13 protein-coding genes and 3 pseudogenes are annotated in these 18,920 nt (G+C 53.6%); 7 read left to right on the top strand and 9 right to left on the bottom strand.

Going from position 1 to position 18,920, the window contains the following annotated elements; all coding sequences use genetic code 11:
- Window positions 1-171 precede the first annotated feature (171 nt).
- Window positions 172-540 carry a DUF427 domain-containing protein gene (locus tag FFS64_RS20910; protein ID WP_095195058.1) on the top strand — a complete coding sequence of 123 codons (369 nt, stop codon included), beginning with the start codon at window positions 172-174 and terminating at the stop codon, window positions 538-540.
- A gap of 120 nt (window positions 541-660) precedes the next feature.
- Here FFS64_RS20910 and FFS64_RS20915 read toward each other — a convergent pair whose 3' ends face one another.
- From FFS64_RS20915 to FFS64_RS20935, 5 genes are all read right to left on the bottom strand, one after another.
- Window positions 661-2,262, bottom strand: coding sequence for an MFS transporter (locus FFS64_RS20915; protein ID WP_137806981.1), 1,602 nt, complete (start codon window positions 2,260-2,262; stop codon window positions 661-663).
- 423 nt (window positions 2,263-2,685) lie between these two features.
- Window positions 2,686-5,004: a TniQ family protein gene (locus FFS64_RS20920; RefSeq protein WP_171017114.1), complete on the bottom strand. Its 2,319-nt coding sequence runs from the start codon at window positions 5,002-5,004 to the stop codon at window positions 2,686-2,688.
- Complete coding sequence (locus FFS64_RS20925; RefSeq protein ID WP_137806983.1) at window positions 4,991-5,938, bottom strand: TniB family NTP-binding protein; 948 nt, start codon at window positions 5,936-5,938, stop codon at window positions 4,991-4,993. The genes FFS64_RS20920 and FFS64_RS20925 overlap by 14 nt, the downstream gene beginning before the upstream one ends.
- Entirely contained in the window at window positions 5,931-7,832 is a 1,902-nt protein-coding gene (locus tag FFS64_RS20930) for a DDE-type integrase/transposase/recombinase (RefSeq protein WP_137806984.1), read from the bottom strand. The genes FFS64_RS20925 and FFS64_RS20930 overlap by 8 nt, the downstream gene beginning before the upstream one ends.
- 666 nt (window positions 7,833-8,498) lie before the next feature.
- Window positions 8,499-9,158 carry a TnsA endonuclease N-terminal domain-containing protein gene (locus FFS64_RS20935; RefSeq protein WP_137806985.1) on the bottom strand — a complete coding sequence of 220 codons (660 nt, stop codon included), beginning with the start codon at window positions 9,156-9,158 and terminating at the stop codon, window positions 8,499-8,501.
- A 559-nt stretch (window positions 9,159-9,717) separates the two neighbouring features.
- On the opposite strand from FFS64_RS20935, the gene FFS64_RS20940 reads away from it, so the two are divergent.
- Window positions 9,718-10,599 (top strand): hypothetical protein, encoded by an 882-nt coding sequence (locus FFS64_RS20940; protein WP_137806986.1) that lies wholly within the window; start codon window positions 9,718-9,720, stop codon window positions 10,597-10,599.
- An 885-nt stretch (window positions 10,600-11,484) separates the two neighbouring features.
- Here the strand turns inward: FFS64_RS20940 and FFS64_RS20945 are convergent.
- On the bottom strand, window positions 11,485-12,015 hold the full coding sequence (locus FFS64_RS20945; RefSeq protein WP_137806987.1) for a hypothetical protein: 531 nt from the start codon (window positions 12,013-12,015) through the stop codon (window positions 11,485-11,487).
- Between the two features lie 60 nt (window positions 12,016-12,075).
- Here FFS64_RS20945 and FFS64_RS20950 point away from each other — a divergent pair.
- From FFS64_RS20950 to FFS64_RS20960, 4 genes and pseudogenes are all read left to right on the top strand, one after another.
- Window positions 12,076-12,408 (top strand): annotated as a pseudogene (locus FFS64_RS20950) (LysR substrate-binding domain-containing protein); the annotation flags it as partial.
- 393 nt (window positions 12,409-12,801) lie between these two features.
- Window positions 12,802-13,119 carry a hypothetical protein gene (locus FFS64_RS20955; protein WP_256660506.1) on the top strand — a complete coding sequence of 106 codons (318 nt, stop codon included), beginning with the start codon at window positions 12,802-12,804 and terminating at the stop codon, window positions 13,117-13,119.
- 179 nt (window positions 13,120-13,298) lie between these two features.
- Window positions 13,299-13,478, top strand: a pseudogene (locus FFS64_RS31425) (transposase); the annotation flags it as partial.
- Window positions 13,479-13,793 (top strand): annotated as a pseudogene (locus tag FFS64_RS20960) (tripartite tricarboxylate transporter permease); the annotation flags it as partial.
- A gap of 341 nt (window positions 13,794-14,134) precedes the next feature.
- Here FFS64_RS20960 and FFS64_RS20965 read toward each other — a convergent pair.
- Window positions 14,135-15,796, bottom strand: coding sequence for a GMC family oxidoreductase (locus tag FFS64_RS20965; RefSeq protein WP_137806988.1), 1,662 nt, complete (start codon window positions 15,794-15,796; stop codon window positions 14,135-14,137).
- Window positions 15,797-15,929: 133 nt separating this feature from the next.
- Here FFS64_RS20965 and FFS64_RS20970 point away from each other — a divergent pair, with 133 nt between their 5' ends.
- Window positions 15,930-16,826 carry a LysR family transcriptional regulator gene (locus tag FFS64_RS20970; RefSeq protein ID WP_137806989.1) on the top strand — a complete coding sequence of 299 codons (897 nt, stop codon included), beginning with the start codon at window positions 15,930-15,932 and terminating at the stop codon, window positions 16,824-16,826.
- A 14-nt stretch (window positions 16,827-16,840) separates the two neighbouring features.
- Here FFS64_RS20970 and FFS64_RS20975 read toward each other — a convergent pair whose 3' ends face one another.
- Window positions 16,841-18,256, bottom strand: a complete 1,416-nt coding sequence (locus FFS64_RS20975; protein ID WP_137806990.1) for an ATP-binding protein — start codon at window positions 18,254-18,256, stop codon at window positions 16,841-16,843.
- A complete protein-coding gene (locus FFS64_RS20980; protein WP_137806991.1) occupies window positions 18,253-18,915 on the bottom strand; it encodes a response regulator in 663 nt (220 codons plus the stop codon). Before FFS64_RS20980 ends, FFS64_RS20975 begins: the two co-directional genes overlap by 4 nt.
- Window positions 18,916-18,920: the final 5 nt, after the last annotated feature.

The following is an 18,920-nucleotide window of genomic DNA, read 5'->3' on the forward strand; positions in this document are numbered from 1 at the left end:
ATGGGTTACCGGGTCCGTTCGGCTGTGATGCAGTCACGAATGCAAAATCTGGGTTATACCTGATACATCGTGGTCTCAGGTTTTGGGGCTGCGACGCAGCCCATCGCGGGCAAGTCGGGTCGCCGCATCGCACGCTCCCACAGATCAACACTGTCATGAGGAACGTTTTCCATGAAAAGCACCGGTCCCAGTCCTGTCATCACCATCGCCGAGCAGCCCGGCTGCCTGTTGGTGAAGTTTCACGGTATCCAGGTGGCCGCGTCCTCACGCGCGCTGGTGCTGCTGGAGGCCAATTATCCGCCAGTGTATTACGTGCCGCGAGAGGACATTGACGAGAAGTATTACGCCCGCACCGATCACACCAGCTATTGCCCGTACAAGGGCGATGCCAGTTACTTCAGTTTGCAGGTGCCGGGGCATGAAGGGGCCAATGCGGTATGGAGTTACGAGAACCCAAAAGTCTCTGTCGCGCAGATTCGTGAATACATGGCGTTTTATCCGGATCAGGTGAAGTTCGAGGTCGTCGAACTCGACGAGTGACTCACAAACCACTGTGGGAGCGAGCCTGCTCGTGAAAGCGGTGGATCAGTCAACGTCGATGGCGACTGATCCACCCTCATCGCGAGCAGGCTCGCTCCCACAGGTTGTTACTGTCTACCCTCAGTTCTTATCCAGATCCACATTCCGCGTCTCACGCAGGCACAGCATCCCCACCACCAGACTCACCCCGGTGATCACCACCGGGTACCAAAGCCCGTAGAAAATGTCCCCGGTGTACACCACCAGCGCGAAGGACACGGTTGGCAGGAAACCGCCGAACCAGCCGTTGCCGATGTGATAAGGCAGGGACATCGAGGTGTAGCGGATGCGGGTCGGGAACAGTTCGACCATCAGCGCCGCCAGCGGGCCGTAGCACATGGCGGAAATGATGATCAGCGCGACGATCAGCGCTACGATCATCGGTTTGTTGATCTGCTGCATGTCGGCCTGTTGCGGGTAGCCGGCGAGGGTCACTGCACCACGCAGGGCGGCTTCGTCGAAACCGTCGATCTTCACGTCGCCGATGCTCACCTGCACGCCGCTGCCGGCCGGGGCGGCGGCGCTGTTGTATGGCAGGCCCTGTTTGACCAGGAAGGTCTTGACCTTGTCGCACGGGCTGTCGAATTTCGCCTTGCCCACCGGATCGAACTGGAAGGTGCAGGTGGCCGGGTCGGCCAGCACGGTGATCGGTGCCTGGCGGCTGGCCAGGTCGATGGCCGGGTTGGCGTAGTGGGCCAGGGTCTTGAAGATCGGGAAGTACAGCGCGGTGGCCAGCAGCAGGCCGAGCATCAGTACCGGTTTGCGCCCGACTTTGTCCGACAGCCAGCCGAAGAAAATGAAGAACGGCGCGCCAATGGTTACGCTGACGATCAGCAGGCCGTTGGCCACGGCGGGGTCCATTTTCAGGAACTGGGTGAGGAAGAACAGCACGTAGAACTGTGCCGCGTAGAAGGTCACGGCTTGCCCGGCGTTGATGCTGAACAGGGCGATCAGCACGACCTTGAGGTTTTCCCATTTACCAAAGGAATCGCGGATCGGCGACTTGCAGAGTTTGCCTTCCTCTTTCATTTTCACGAAGGCCGGTGATTCGTGCAGGCTCAGGCGAATCCAGGTCGAGATCCCCAGCAGAATGATCGAAAACAGGAACGGAATGCGCCAGCCCCAGACTTCGAACTGATCGCCGGTGAAGTAGCGGCAGCCGAGTACCACCAGCAGCGACAGCAACAGGCCGAGGGTGGCGGTGGATTGAATCCAGCTGGTGTGGAAGCCACGCTTGCCCATTGGCGCGTGTTCCGCCACGTAGGTCGCGGCACCGCCGTACTCGCCGCCCAGGGCCAGGCCCTGAAGCATGCGCAGAACGACGAGGATGATCGGCGCGGCGATGCCGATGCTGGCGTAGTTCGGCAGCAGACCGACGCAGAAAGTCGCCAGGCCCATGAGGACGATGGTGGCGAGGAAGGTGTATTTACGTCCGATCATGTCACCCAGTCGACCGAACACCAGGGCGCCGAACGGCCTGACAATGAAGCCGGCGGCGAAGGCCATCAGCGCAAAGATGAACGCCGTGGTGTCGTTGACCCCGGCGAAAAACTGCTTGCTGATCACCGCCGCGAGGGCGCCGTAGAGGAAAAAGTCATACCACTCGAAGACCGTGCCGAGCGACGAGGCGAAGATGACTTTCTGGGTTTCCTGACTGGTCTCCGCGCTGCCATAGGTTTTCACCGAATGCCGAAATGGTGTCGCCGCAGCCCGAGGATTTACGGTTGTACATTTCATCCACCCGTGAACTAATTTTTCATAGGGGCCGAAATTCTAGTATCAGATTTCAAATTACGTTGGATCATGCGCAGAAAATGTAAAGTAAATAAACTCCTGAAACGAATACGGCATCTCTAAAAAACAACAGTTCGTACTCGAAGTGTCGCGACTAGGTGATTAGATTCGTGGGGGTAGTTACGCGAAAATCGTTGCTGATGAAAAAGGTAGGGAGCAAGTAATGCTGTGACTTTTCGTTAAGGAAATACTGCGTAATTTAAAATTTCGTTGGTGAAGCTATATTACTTTGGGGGAGGAGTGCTTTGTGCATGCAAAAAAATAATCGGGTAAAAAGTAAAGTTTATTTGGTTGTAGAGTAACGTCAAGTTTCTAGCAAGGGTATGATGAATAACGCTGGCGATCCTTGGAGGTTCTTAGTTTAAGGAGATTTAGAGTCTCGGCTCTCTCAAATAAAGGGTGTTTGTAATTATATTCAGGTAAAAAAACTGAAGTAAGTAATCCTTGTTTTCTGAGTAGATAAATATGCACACTAGAAAGACGAAGTATTGCTCCTGCTTCGTCCGGAGTACAGTATTTATCAAGCAATGCCTCCAATTTCGACAGGTCGGATAAGCTAAGGTACTCCTCATTATTTATTTTCAAGATCTGAACAAATTTCGGGTGTATGAAGCGGCGACTGAAAGCTGCATGTTTGATGCCTCGACTGATTAGTAATGTTGACAGTTTCGAATATGAAGCGAGGAGTGACCTGACGTGCCCAATTTCATCCGGGCTAACCTTGCCGAAAGGTCGGTAGTGCTTGGCTCGAGCTGGGCGGATTGTTGTGGTGAAAAATTTGCGGAAATCAGAATGAAGAATGCCTAGCTGCTGAGCTGCATCATTCAAGGAGTATAAAACATCGCGCATCCAATATGTGCCGAAAGTATCGTGTGTCGGGTTTATTAATTCTTTCAGGTTTTGTGGTAGGGTAGATCGGTCATACACAGACAAAGGATGCCCGTTTGTAATTCCGCCTGATATAGGGTAGATTTTTAGTGGCTCGAGAAGTTGGCTTACTTTGCATTGGCTTGTTTTCAGCTCTTTTGCCAGTTGTTCGCAAGTGGAGTATTTTTTCTGGAATGTTTCAATGTCACTGATTGAAAGCTGCAAAGTGTTATTGTTGGCGCATTTTATCAATCCTAAATCTCGATAATAAATCACTGTGTGGGAATGGGTCTTCAAGTGTTGTGCGGCTTGTACCACGTCCATCGTGCGCACATGCCTAGGGTTACATGTTTGTACGTGTCTCTTTGCCGAAAGTTTACGATTTACTGCGGGAAGTTTATTAAGGCATTCTTGTATTGCGGCTATGTCCGCAGTTTTGACCAGAAACAAGCAACCCGCTTGATCATCCCACGAATTAATAAGTGGACTATTTCGGATGGCTCTTCGCAGTCGCGCATTTGAGGTGTTGAGGCGCATTGCTAGCTCTTTTACCGAGATGTACTCAACGCGGAAACGATCTACCTCATCTTTTTTGAAAAACGGACGTACTGCCACACGGACAAAGGGAGACAGTAAACTGTGGATTTCCAGCATCCTGCATTCTGTGTTGCGTAATCTTAGAAGTTGTGTGGTCTCGGTCTGTGTATAACACAGTGCCTTGAGTTTCTCTTTTTCAATACTCTTTTTTGAAATATTTAGTCGGTTTTTCGATTTATAGGCATCCATTATCTGGCGTGCTTCAATTTTGTTAAAAAAAAGCTTTCTTCCGTGATATTGTTCGGAGCGGACTTCTCGCCATTCTCTAGCGCCGATACCCAGTAATGTGGGCATGCATTTATCTGGAATGGTAATTTGTTGGCAGTCTGTATTTTTATGTGGGGCGGAAGCTTTTAAGCTATGTTTTAGTTTGGATAAAAAGTCTTTTGGTGCTATTGATGAGAGCTTTAAGATAATAATCTCAATTTCAAAATCGTCAGATGTGTCAATCATGTAAGATAGTGCTGTTGCGGCTGTTTTATAATCATTAAAAGCCAAAGCCGCGGCTGCTGAGAATATAAGTGGGGTACAAATGGTACATATTCTATTACGAGGTACACCTAAAAGGCCAATCAGATTCAATAAGTATTCAAGACGGGTTTGGTCGCCCGATTTGATTATTTCAAATAGTCTGGTCTCGGCGAGTGCCTCCTCCGAGGTGCAGACAGGAGACTCCAAAGTTTCCCCGCAAGAACATTTAAGGGTGCTTTGGTTCTTCCAGGTAAGCTTTCGCTGGCAACTTGGGCACGCAAAAAGATAGTGCCGGTTGTGCACCGGACAATGCGTGCTTAAGCAAATGTCCTTAATGTATCTTTCCCAGCCCTCTTTAACGCATTCTGTGCATAGTGCAGCTTTACGGGGTCGGAGAAGGCGTCTGCCAATTCTGAGCGGGCCGATCTTGAAATCACCTCCGGGGGCACGCGGATTCGCTAGGCGATAGAAGCCCTGACGTAAGTGTTCCTGCAGAGACTGGCCTACTTGCGATATCAACAGTGTTTCAAATCGGCTGCCCTGTATAAGAACGGTAGCTTTGGGAGCCTTGAATCGCATGTGGTGTTCAAAAAATTTGCTGCAGTTGCCATACCCGTTGTACAGGGCCAGTCTTTTTATCAGGCTGGTAGGACTTTCTTCTGGAATAGGTAGTGGTATGAAGTTAAAGGTTTTCATTTTTTTCATTCGCATAAATTTTTTGGTAGCAGGTGGAAAGTGGTTCGCTGAACGGGTTTGGTACTAGGCTTTGCTTCAGGTTCAGCAATGAGCATGCTCCGGCGAAGTCTTCAATGACCAACCCTGAGCCCCCGTGCGCTAAAGCGCGTTGAAGCGCGCCATGGATGATCATTCTGATATATTCAAGGCTGCCAGCAGAGGCGGCATAAAGTCGAGCCGCAATATCTGTATCGGTTAAGTGCGCACCGCTGATGAACCTGTTCGACGCGTAAATATGCTCGTCCAGCTTGCCGAGTAGTATCATGTAGTCCGATTCCTTCTCTTCACTGTATTGCAGAAATTTTAGCTCGATCAAATATGGAAATCGTCGAGCTAAAGCTGCCCTCTGATCGAGTAGCGCTTTGCAATCTTCGGTGCCTGCTAGAATAAACGGTACCATGGTGTCGTTGATGATCGTAATAAGCCAATCAATCACGATATCTCTGGCTTTTTCAGCTTCCGGGCGTACTAACCATTGAAATTCGTCCAGTTCGCATACTTGGACTCCGCATGTTTTCAATAATGTCATTAGGCGATAGGTCAACTCGACTGTATCGCCACGTATATCCCCGTTTCCAAGCGCGCGGACCAAAGTCTTTGCAAATGACTTCACGGTTACGGGGGAGGGGACACTGCAATAAAAGGCAGGGCGGATCGTACAAACGCCATCAGGTTTGATGAGTTCATACGATCCTCCAAACGAATCTCGGAACAGTTTGCATAATGTAGATTTACCACAACCTGATGGGCCGATGACCATCGCTGATGTTGGGATCCCACGTTGCCGTGTGGTTTCGACGCTCTTTTGCAGGATGGTATAAGCATGGTGATAAGACGGAAAGAGTACAAGTTGTTCGGAGAACTCGTTTAGCCACTGGCTGTCTAAATTATTCATGGCGCACCTTGACTGTTGAGACAAAGGTGGGAGGAATCGCTTCTGTCAACGTTACTTCCGGCAAGAGAGGAGGAACAGCGGTTTTCTTCGCAGGGTAAGGCTGATCAGTACTATGTAACGATCCGTTCTCATTCAGACGGGCGATTCGTTTGTGAGCGGTTTTCCCTTTAGCTTTGCGTAATTCGAGAATGTAATTTATTCGGGCTTTTCGGGCCTGGATGAAATCAAATTTTTTTCCCTCCTTACGAAGCTTTTGTTGAACAAGGTGATGCATTTCAAGTGTGAGGTTGCGCTGATAGTTTTCATCGTACGCCTCGACAGGAAGCAGATCATCTGGCCAGTTAGGATGACACACCGATACAGTTCCCAAGTCGCTGATATCGTAAAACACTGTAAGCCTGACTTTTTTTCCACCCCGTGTCGAGAGCGCAGAAATAGCTGGGCCAGACCATCTAAGTTTGTCAAAGGTGATCATGCCGTTAGTCGGCAGCGCTGTGGTTTTACTCCAGAGCAATCGCTTGATGTCTGATTTTTCCATTCGCTTGGGCGGGGAAAAGGGATCGAGATTTTTCTCCCACGTATTGTGAGGTGAGTCATTCAAGCTTCTATGAAATGCATGGTGATAGATAGCTAGGAATTTTTCGAATTGCGTATTCAACTCCTCGATTTTGTAGACAGCTTTTTTTTCAGATGGATAATCGCCGCGTTCTTCTGGATTTGAAAACGTCGTGCCGCTCAGGTGATGGACAAATTGAATATTTTGGGTCTTGAACCAACGCTCGACGTGAGGCTTTTGGTCTGGGGCATACGGTTCGCAGTAGACAATCTCGGAACCGAGTAAATGCATGATGTAACCCAACTTGCTGACAGCAAATTCGCTTCCATTATCCATGATATAAGTTTGTCCCAGTCCCGTGTGATCCCGGTCCGAGCGTAAGGAGCGCTTTAGCGCACGTAATGTTTTTTCGATGCAGGGAGGATTAAGAGAGATGTCGTAACCGATGATGTAGCGAGAGCGTACTTCCAAAAGCACCGTTAAGTAGGGACGGCCGATGACTTTGCCATTCTCATCGACGACAAAGAGGTCCATTACTTGGGTGTCACATTCTATGCGTTCAAGGAGACGCTCTGGCTGTTCCGTCTTTCGACTCCATTTTTGCTTTTTCAAAGCATGCCTTTGACCTTTTTGTAGCAGGTCTTTCTCATATTTGTCGTACTCCTTGATGATTCGGTAAATGGTTATACTGCTGGGCACGTGCAATTGATCGATAGTGGGGCGTTTACTATTGATATCCTCCAGACTGCAGGTGATCGCATCCGTGACCTCGGTGATGCTCGACGGAAGGTCGGTCAGGTATAATTCACGCACCCAGTAGTCAATAGCGTCTCTCACTACGTGGGGTTGAATATCTAATCGGCGCTGCTTGCTTCGAGTACCTTTCACTAGGGCAATTGGATTGCCGCCGGCATGGCGGTATGCCTTTACCCATTCATATACGGTGGTATAACAAGGTGGTGACGGATCGGAGATCTGTGCACCCAAGCGCTTAATTAAGGCCACAGTCTGTTTGCGGGGTAGGCTGCCTCCATATTCAGTCTCAGCCCTACGGGTATAGAACAGGCTTCGCTCAAACACTGCTCGTTGCTCATCCGTCATAGCCTCGATGATCCGGCCCGCCTTCTGATCCAGAGGTGCCTCTTGAACCTTGCTTAGATTTCCATGGCGGAAGGCTTGGCGTAGTCGCTCCAACGTGTGGATGGCAATGTGATTACGACGAACTGTGCTGCGCAACTGCGCACGGTCACTATCTACCGCAATCACAAGGTAGATTTCCGTGTGAAACTTCCATTGTTCACCCACCTTCAGGGTGAAGTTTTCGATGGCAATATTCATGGTAAGGGCTCTCGTTATGTCCCAAACGATCTGCACTGAATGCTCCCACCGCCCTCTAATCTGCACGCAGGGAGCGCTTAAGAGTGCTTAATGTCTTTCGTTACTGTGCGGGTTCACGAAAATGTTAGATTCGATGACGTTACACGTTTGTGTATCTATACTCATCGTAAGTAATGGTTGGCCGATAACGTTACCATTTCCATCGATGATAAATAAGTCCATCACTAGGGCTTCATATTTGTAATTTTCAATCGGGGGTGTTGGTTTTTTCATTTTGTCGACTTCATATTTTTAAGGGAGGTTGTCGACCTATTGGGAGGTCTGTCGGGTTTCATCGTCAGGTAGATCATTGCAGTGGCAAAACGTCCATGGTTTGCCCGCTCTAAATGTGAAGTCGCCAACGGCGATACTCATGGTTAATTTCTCCTGTTGGCGGCAACTATTGCTACTCGATCGGAGATATTCGGCGTGTTGCTGATGTGTTTATCGATAGGTGCAGCATGGCGCTCAAGAAAGAGTTGTCAGGTAGCTACCGTGGCGGGGTATTTTGACATCGCCGTAGTGTAGGCATAGCTTTGCTGTTGAATGCATTATCGTTATCCATCAATATAATTTTGGCGGTGCCGGTTATAGGGTTGCGGCTGGGTATAGGTAGCTTTTTCATGGTTAAATCCACACAAGGGAAGTTAGGCAAAGGGGTTTGAAAATGTCACAATGGATGGCTCGGTAAAACAGTGCGTATGCAATGTCTTCAGGCGCATAGCCATTGTCGATTAGAAAATCGATTGGTCGCCGATTGGGGACGCACTGAGTCAGCAAGGTTCGGATGCTTGAACTAGCAGAGCCACGGCTCGAGTAGGCACCGTGATAAAGTCGAATAAGATTTGGTGTTCTAATTTTTCCATAAAATTTAGCTGCTGGCAGATACTCTAGAATGCAGCCCTGCTCGGCGAGCCAATCAACGTAGCGTGTAATTCTGCCCGTGATGTTTTTATCCTGATAACTATGGTCATTTTTCACCTCTATCAATTTCTGTTCACCATCTGTGAATTGCACTAAAAAATCAGGAGTATATCGATACCGCCCTTCCATAAAGTGGATTGTAAAAGGATGGGCTTCGTACTGCAGTACGTTCCGACTGCGCTCCAACTCCACGCAGAAATGAGCTTCCAGACGCGATTCACAGATGACCGCTGCTGCATTTTTTCGTGAGGGAAATATGGTGACCTGACTGCCCTTTCGACCGTGTTTCGGCAGTTTGCATTTAGTGCAAATGGCAATATTTGCCAGACGGTTTTGGATTCGAGATAGATCTATGGAGGTCATGATTAGTACCTCGATAAACAAGATTTAGCTGGGGCGTGGCAGCTTTATTGAAGAGCGAATTGGCTCAACCAAGCCTCCAAGCTGGGCCCGTTAGGAGCAGCCGAGTCACTCCTTTTACGGATGGATCCCGCACCAGGAAGGAGGAGCAGCATCGGTTTAATGACTATTCCTCGTTTGTTTGTGCGCTATTACGAAATGCTATTGACAGCAAGCAGCTGTAAATCGGCGTGGAGCCTTTCGGCGTTCCAGCCTTCGTGGTGACCCGGACTGGTGGAATTCATCATCTCTAGCCGGAGGGAAATGCATGATCGTCATTCCCTCTCAGATAGTTTTTTGAAACGTTTGTAGTTCTACTACATGAGGTTAGCTACCTGCTCTTTAAAACGGGCACTCGCTGCGTGAGGTTTCATCTTTGCCTATACTTTCTTGAAAAGCTAGCGCATGTACAATTTTTTCTTAAAATGAAAAAGAGTCCAAAATCAAGCATATAAATGCGAGGAGCATGTTACGCGTCGTGCACAGCTAACATATGCTGAATCGGCATAGAGGTAAAACGATTATGCCAACGACTCACGTCGACCTTGTTGTGGGACATTTGAGGGCCAAGGCATTGGTGTGGAGATTGTGTGATTTGGCCGGATGTCAGCGAAAGCCTTACGCCTTGTGGAGATGGTGGCATCTGCACCAGGAGGAACAAAAAGACGACAGGCGAAAATGGGATGCATATTTCAAGGGAGTCACCCCCCGGCCTAGTCTGCGGGAAGAAATGTATACGCACTTTCCCTCGCTCCGGGCGCTGTTTGATAACCCCTTGTGGCTGGCTTTATCAGCAGATCCTGAGCACAGACAGGACTGGGATCAGCTTGCAGCTAGAGTTCGAGTTGGTGATCAACCTTTGGGGGGCCTCAAAAGTAGCGCTTCACTATTACTGTTCAGCCGGGTGGATTGGCCCTGTTTGGGTTTGATGATTATCTTGCTCAGGACGCAATCGAATCGCTTTCTACTGCATCGCAAATGGTTGCAGCTGAATTTTTACCATTTCTTTTACATTGCTTGCCTGCAAGCCCCTTTGCTGGACTTCCAGCTCGAACTGTATGATCTGCTGACGGAGCTGCTTGCGCGAGATGTTGATTTGCATACAGTTATAGTCTGGCCAGACTCTGTCGAAGAGTTTGAATACCAGCTTGGGATGTATTATTTTATGCTCGATGGTATTAGGACGCTCAATTGGCTCGGCAACGTCGAAGCACAACACGCATTGTTGTTGTGGACCCTGATGGAAGTCGATTCTGAACTCATCACTAGCATCGCTTTCATTCCTGAGAATTGTCCGATCAAATGGCCGCTGAAGCTAAGACGGATATGGATACGACGAAGCAAGCTTTGGCAGGCGATGCCCATTACAGTGGACCACTATGTGGTACCTGATCCTTTCTGCTAGTACGAGAAAGCTATCGCTTAATATTTCGACTCGGAATTATCTTGAGTCCCGGTCGACAGGTGGTAAGAGTGGCGAATAACGCATACTCACCTTAGCTTTGTTAAGCAAACACGTGAGTTCGACTGGATTTCCTATTGCGATCAGAACTTTCTTTTATTTATTTCGAATCGATAGGCACACACTGTGTGGCATATCGCGGAGCTCTAGTTTGATGAGCGTAGTGTTTCGAGAGCGCTCATACCAATTGCTTTTCGGCGTAATTGGACAAGAAAGCTCCAGGATTGGCGCGATCGTCCTGTGTCACTGAACGGATATCGCTGTGATTTCCGAAGTGTCAGTCGCTACCAGCGGCGGGTCAACGAAACCCAAACATACAGCAGGATGAATCACTATCCGTATGCGCTTTATACATCGAGGATCGCCCCACAATAAGTAGACCGATCGATGTGGCTGCGAGACGACCGCGGCATTCACGAACTCTGATCAGCCCCGACGATGGGCGGCCCCGCCATGGGCCCAGCCGGTTCGAGCAGACTTCCTCGTGTTGAAGCGGCGTGAAAAAATCGTTGCTGGTTAGCAGAGGGGCTAGACGCCATGCGCCGGGCTTCCTTGCGGTAACGCAGTACGCTTTCCCATTGAGCGTCTCGCTTTTTACGTCGACCCTTCATCGGGCGCCTCCTAAACTTTTGAGCGAGGAGGGTGGTTGTATTCGTTACCGTACGAGGAAGAAGCCTGCAGTATACGAGCAACTCTGAGCGCTGACGGCCTGCCTGTCTCCTTGGTTTGTAGGTATTTAAGCAGTGCCATCCAATGACGCATTTGTTCCGTCAGTTACTGTCTTTTACCAGACGGTGCGCCAGCGACCGCAGTTAAAAAAATGCCATCTCAAGTTGTCTTTAGGCGTGCCAACAGACCGTGCAACTGGGTCAGTTGCCGCGCCATGTCGCGCAAGTCTCGACGATCCTGACGACGATCGAGGAGGTAGCGGTGGGCACGCTCGCGCAGCGCGGACGTGTCAGTCTGCAATATCTGCTGTCTGTCTTGGGCCAATTGTACGGCTGCGGCAAGTTGCTCGCACTCGGCGCGACTCTGCTGCAGCGCCTGGCTCTGGCTGCGCAACTGCAGATTGCGGGCCTGCTGCAAGGCGCTCAGCCGTTCCAAATCCCGGTATATCTGCGCAAGTTCTTCCTGCTTGGTCGTTAAACGGTCCAGCGCGCGTCGCAGTTCCTGTTGCAGCTGTTGCACTTGAAGGTCATGGCGGGTGAGTTCCTCGTTGCGTTGTTGCACGTGCTGCTCACGGTAGTGTTCCAATGCTGCCCACGCGTGGCTGTGTTTGTCTTCCAGTGAAAGGATCTGATTGGCTCGCTCCTCCAGCAGTTGCAGTTGCCGCACCTCGACCTCGCGCAGGCGTTGCAAGCGGCCCTCTAAATGCTGCAGACGTTCATGCAATTGTTGCTCGCGCTTGGTCGCTGCATGGCGCTCCTGCAAGGTGGACAGCAACGTGGCTGGACGTTCCAGCGCGATGGCCGTCAGGTGGCCGTGAGGGTCGGCGGCAACCTGGCATGCAACGACGGTGAGTTGCTGTTCTCCTGGATGCGCCAGGGGCTGGGCATCGGCTGGCGTTCGACTTGGGAGATCCATAACGAGTTGATGAGTGGCGAACTCGTAACTGTCTTGGATGAGTTCGCCCTGCCTGACTATGACATCCAGGCCGTGTATCCCCAGCAACGGTTTCTGCCGGCGAAGGTGCGTTACTTCATTGAGTACCTGAAGACGGTTTACCAAAGTCCGGGATACTGGGAAAAGTAGGGCTGAGACTGCTCGGAAAGCTCTCGTGTTGGCTCTGATCTAAAACTGATCCAACCTGCTGATTGGAATTTGTGTGAGGGAATTTCAGATTCGGATTTGCTTACTCAGTGTAATCCCGGTCGAAAGGGGAGCAGGGGTAGTTGAACACTTGGGTCAGTTATTGGTCAGCGGCAACAACCACAATTCGGAAAGCGACATAAATGCACAGGCGACCTCCCACGGCTACTTAATCGGGCAAATGGAGGGAGATTCCACCTCACCCCCGAGTGACTGCTTGTGGCTGATTTCTGCCTTCCTCGACGGGCTGAAACCGGCCCATGGTTGACGTCCAGCGACGGCAAAATTTAGTAAAAAACCTCTCAAGAAAGAGGTCGGGCTCGGCCGAAGCCGGCGGTGTTGCTGGGTTACGACGCCTTTGTCTTCCTTTTCCCGGTGACGCTGGCGTTGGCAACGCTTGGGCTCATCGGGTTTCAGGCATTCATTTCGCTGGCGGTGGTTGTCCATTTCAAGAAAGTCAGCGATCGCAGGTCTCTCAAAGTCTTGGTCAGCCCACTGGTTGCACTGGCGGGGTTTAGCCTGGCGGTTTACCTGATCTATGAGAACTACGCGCTGCTGACCGGCAGTGAATCGGCCTGGGTGGATGGAACGCCATTACTTCTGGTGGTGCTGTTCTTTTACGGTGTGATTAAAGGCCGTTTAAAGAAAAGTTAATTCAACAGTCCGTCGGACGCTGTAGCACCGCATTAGTGCAGGTTGCTCTTTGATAGTGCGAAGTTTTGACGCAAGTTTGGACAACTAGGGAAACTCTGAAGAATACTTCCTGATTTTGGCAAAGTACGCGGCATCGGCGAAGGTCATTTGCTTCATCGGGAAACTCGGCGGGTGGAGTCTGGTTCGGCTACAGCGATCCAACGATGGAAGAAGCACTGTACGAGACGACTATCCTGCGCCAGTTTGCGGGGCTGAGTCTGGAGCGCATTCCCGACGAAACCACCATCCTCAACTTCCGTCGCCTGCTAGAAAAGCACGAACTGGCGGCAGGAATTCTGGGCGTGATCAATGGCCTGTTGATGGGGTTTTCGGCGGCGCTGACGCCGATCAATCTGATGTGGGGTTTCATCGGCTGCCTGCTCGGCACCGCTATCGGTGTCTTGCCCGGCATCGGGCCGGCGCTGACGGTGGCCTTGCTGCTGCCGATCACCGCCAAGGTCGATCCCTCCGGGGCGCTGATCATGTTTGCCGGGATTTACTACGGCGCGCAGTTCGGCGGTTCCACTACCTCGATCCTGCTCAACACCCCGGGTGAATCGTCGTCCATGGTCACCGCCCTGGAAGGCAACCGGATGGCTCGCAACGGGCGTGCCGGGCCGGCGTTGGCCACGGCAAAGCGCAAGGCGGAAAGGCTGAGTCATGGTCAGTGTAGTTCGGGAGCGAGCGAACCAAGTGAAGCCAATGTTCAAGGGGCGTCGTCCATAAAACTCTGCAGAAAAAATGTGGTAATGATGCTCCGATGCCGTTCGCCATTTCAGCTTCCATGAAAAAATTTCAGTTCTCGGTGAAAAACTACGGCGCTGCGCACGGCTTCCAGGCTCTGAACATGTTCTGACATATCGGTATCCCTCACAGTGATTGTTTTTGTTGTTCCACTGGTGTTGCTTGTCCGTGAATCAGATGCAAATCCCTTGTGGGAGCGAGGCTGCTCGCGATGGCGTTGTGTCAGTCACCATCAATGTTGAAGATCCGCCGCTTTCGCGAGCAGGCTCGCCCCCACAGGGGCGTTGTCTAGAGTAGTGGCCAGGATCAGTTCTGCTGCCTTCTCCGCGATCATCAGCGTCGGCGAACAGGTGTTGCCCGAGGTGATGCGCGGCATGATCGAGGCGTCGGCGATGCGCAGGCCGGGGATGCCGTGAACACGCAGTTGAGCGTCGACCACCGCATCCGCATCGTTGCCCATGCGGCAGGTACCGACCGGATGGAAAATCGTGGTGCCGATCCGGGCGGCGGCTTCGTGCAGTTGCTCTTCGCTTTGCAGACTGTTGCCGGGCAGGTATTCGACAGGTTTGAACTGTTTGAGGGCGGGCGCGGCGACGATGCGCCGGGTCAGGCGAATGGCATCGGCGGCCACGCGTAGATCCTCGGGATGACTCAGGTAATTGGGCTGGATCAGGGGGGTCTGCTGCGGATTGGCGGAGCGGATTTCCACCCGGCCACGGCTCTGTGGGCGCAGGTCGCAAACCGATGCGGTAAACGCCGGGAAGGCATGCAGCGGTTCGCCGAAGCGCTCCAGCGACAGTGGCTGCACGTGGTATTCAAGATTGGCCGAAGTCTGCTCCGGCCCTGACCGGGCGAAGGCCCCGAGCTGGCTTGGTGCCATGGACAGCGGGCCGCTGCGGTCATACAGATAACGCAGGCCCATGCCCATCTTGCCCCACAGGCTGCCGGCAATCTGATTGAGCGTGCGGGCGTTTTCCAGTTTGTAGATCAGCCGCAGTTGCAGGTGATCCTGCAGGTTGCCACCCACGCCCGACAGTTCATGGGCGACGCCGATGCCCAGGCGTTGCAGCAGCGGGCGAGGGCCGATACCCGAGCGCTGCAGGATGCTCGGCGAACCGACGGAGCCGGCGCACAGAATGATTTCCTTGCGCGCCCTGAAGGTTTTCGCCTGACCCTGCCAGCGGGCGCTGACCTTGGATACCCGGGCGTTTTCCAGCAGCACACGGTCGACCTCGACGCCGGTCAGCACCGTCAGATTCGGACGGCGGCGGATCGGCTTGAGAAACGCCTTGGCCGCGTTCCAGCGGATACCGGCCTTCTGGTTGACCTGGAAGTAGCCACAACCTTCATTGTCGCCCTGGTTGAAGTCATCGATGCTGGCGATGCCGCTTTGCTCGGCGGCGCTGCGGAAGGCATCGAGAATCGGCCATGACAGGCGCTGACGCTCGACGCGCCATTGGCCGGCGGCACCATGAAATTCCGATTCGCCGGCAAAGTGGTTTTCGCTTTTCTTGAACAGCGGCAGCACGTCCTGCCAGCGCCAGCCCGGGTTGCCATCGGCGGCCCAGCGGTCGTAATCGTTGGCCTGACCGCGCATGTAAATCATGCCGTTGATCGAGGAACAACCACCCAGCACCTTGCCGCGCGGATAACTCAAGGCGCGGCCTTGCAGGCCCGGTTGCGCTTCGGTCTTGAAGCACCAATCGGTGCGCGGGTTGCCGATGCAGAACAGATAACCCACGGGGATGTGAATCCACGCATAGTTATCGCGGCCACCGGCTTCGAGCAGCAGCACCCGGTATTGCGGGTCGGCTGACAAGCGATTGGCCAGCAAACAACCGGCCGGCCCGGCCCCGACCACGATGTAGTCGTATTCATCAAGGGAAGTCTGCATCCATGACCTCGTGTTGTTGTTCTTGTTGTATCCCATCCTAGTTGTTAGCTTTCGTTTAAAGAATGTTAGTTTTTACCCACCCGCTGTGCGTTTTTAAACAGCGTCTTCAATCGCCAAGCCTCAAGGACGATTCATGTTCGACTGGAATGACCTGCGGTTTTTTCTGGAGTTACAGCGTAGCGGGCGTTTGTTGACCGCTGCCCGTCGCTTGAACACCACCCACGCCACGGTGGCACGACACATCGAGGCCATCGAAAAGAGCCTGGGCACCGCACTGTTTGTGCAGCATGCCCAGGGCTATGAGCTGACGCCGGCGGGTGAGGCGTTGCTCAAACATGCCGAGGCCATGGAAAACGTCGCGCTGCTGGCACAGGAGGAAATCACCCAGTCCACGGCGCCCCTGGGCAAGATCCGCGTCGGGGTCACGGAAGGGCTGGGCATCATGTTCCTCGCCAGCCGCATGAATGGCTTGTTCGAGCGTTATCCGGGCCTTGAGGTGGAACTGGTGGCGGTGCCGCGCTTCGTCAGCATTCTCAACCGCGAAGCGGAGATCAGCATCCACCTTGAACGGCCGGCCGCCGACATGCTGGTCACACGCAAGCTCACTGACTATCGTCTGGCGCTCTATGCCAGCCAGGATTATCTCGACAAGTCGCCACCGCTGGGCAGTCGCGAAGACCTGGGGCGTCATGCCTGGATCGGTTACGTCGACGATTTGCTGTTCAGCCAGGAACTGATGTTCCTCAACAGCTTCTGCCGCAATCCCCGGGTGGTCTTTCACAGCACCAGCGTCATCGCCCAGCAACAGGCCGCCCGCGCAGGTTTGGGCATCGCCGTGCTGCCGTGCTACATGGCCAGTGCCGATCCCGGGCTGGTGCCGTTGTTTGCAGACGAAAGCATTCTTCGCAGCTACTGGATCAGCACCCGCCGCGAACTGCACAAATCCGTGCGGCTGCGGGTGATGTGGGATTACGTGGTGCAGTTGTGCGAGCGTGAGCAAGATCTGTTGCTCGGTCCCAATCCTCTGTAGGAGCAAGCTCGCTCCTACCCCTTCGGTGGTTCGCGGGTAGCGCGCTGCGCTGAACTGCGCGGTCTTCCATCGGGAATCGACAGGATCGCGCGCAATCCGCCTTCCGGTCGGTTGACCAGCGTAATCTGTCCGCCCAGTCGGGTGGCGATGGTGTTGACGATGGTGAGCCCCAACCCCGCGCCTTGTGTGTTGCCACGGCTATAGAAACGTTCGAAGAAGCGGGCACGATCGACTTCATCGATACCCGGTCCCTGGTCTTCGACACTCAGGTGAAAGAACCCCTCCGACTGATTCAACTGCACGGTGATCACGCCGTGCTCAGGGGAAAAGTTCGCCGCATTGGTGATCAGGTTGTTCAGGGCGATGTCGATGGCGGCGGCGTCCGTGGTCACTTTGCAAGGCTGGTCGCTGGCGTCGAAGGCCAATTCCAGGTTTTTGCTGAGCAGCCAGGGTGTGAGCTGGACCAGGCTGTCGCGAACAGTCTGGGTAAGGTCGATGGTGTGCAATGCAGGGGGCGTGGCCTTGGGTTCGAGGCGGGCCATGGTCAGCAACTGATTGACCAGGCGACTGGTGCGGTCAACGCCTGCGATCAGGAACGCCAGGGATTCGCGTCGCTCCTCTTCGGTGCCGGCTTCGAGCAGGTTTTGCGCGTGCACTCGCAACACGGCCAGGGGCGTGCGCATTTCATGGGCGGCATCGGCGATGAACCGCCGTTCGCGGCCCAGGACTTCCTGGATCTGCGCCAGCATCCGGTTGAGCGCCGCTTGCATCGGTTCCAGTTCACTGGGCAGCGGCGTCAAGTGCAATGGCTCCAGCGATCCGCTGTGCCGTGCGCGCAGGGTGGCCGCCATGTCGGCCAGGGGTTTGAGGCCCCAGCCGATCGCCAGCCAGACCATCGCCGCCAGAATCAGGCTGCCCAGCACATTCGGCCACAGCGTATGGCGCACGATCCGGTCTACCAGGTCGGCACGGACGTCGTCGCGCTCGCCCACCCAGATGCGCAGGTCGTTCTGTTTGTCTTCCAGCAGGAACGCGCGCCAGTGGCGGTTGTTAAGGTCCACCACGTCGCTGAAACCGGGACTCGACGGGGGCACGGTGAAGGAGGGCGCGCTGGCGGTGTGTACCAGCACCTCGCCCTTGTGGTTCCAGACTTGAAAGGCGATCTTGCTTTCGTAAGGATGGCCATCGACCCTCGGCACCGCTTCGCTCAAGGCCAGGTTGAACGCCTGGTACAGATGAGCATGTTCTTCGCTGGCCAGCGGCATGCGCATGACGCCCTGGAGCAGCCGGGCGTTCTGGGCCAATTGGGCGTCGTAGACTTCGGCAATTTCGTGGTTGCTGTCGTGCAGGTTGAGCGCGCTGATTACCGCGAGACCGGCGAGCATCAGGCCGATGATCAGCGTCAGGGTGCGACGCCTGATCGAAGTCATCGGCGCTCCTCCACCAGGTAGCCCACACCGCGAATGGTGCGGATCAAGTCGGTGGAGAATTTTTTGCGCAGGTGATGGATATGCACTTCCAGGGTGTTGCTTTCCGCTTCCTCGCTCCAGCCATAGAGCAACTGCATCAAGTGATCGCGGGTCATGACCCGACCCGGCGGCGACAGTAGTTCGTGGAGCAACTGATATTCCTTGGGCGTCAGTGCCACCGGCTCGCCTCGATAGCTGACTTGCTGAGTGCCGGGGTTCAAGCTGATGCCGGCGTGTTCGATCAGCACTTGCGCGCGACCGGCGCTGCGTCGCAGCAAGGCGCGCAGACGCGCCTTGAGCTCGGCCAGGTCGAAGGGCTTGACCAGGTAGTCGTCGGCGCCGGCATCCAGCCCGGCGATGCGATCTTCGGTGGCGTCCCGGGCGGTCAGGATCAGCACCGGGACATTCGAGCAGCTGTCGCGCAGACGGCGCAGGACTTCGAGGCCGTCCATGCGTGGCAGGCCCAGGTCGAGCACCGCCAGATCAAAGGCTTCGCTGAGCAGTGAATGCAGGGCACTGCTGCCGTCCTGTATCCAGTCGACGGTGTAACCTTCGCGTTCCAGGGCTTGGTGGATGCCTTCGCCCAGGGCCACGTCATCCTCGATCAGTAATAAACGCACGTGGA

The organism is Pseudomonas sp. G(2018) (assembly GCF_005502415.1).
In the GTDB taxonomy this organism is placed as follows: domain Bacteria; phylum Pseudomonadota; class Gammaproteobacteria; order Pseudomonadales; family Pseudomonadaceae; genus Aquipseudomonas.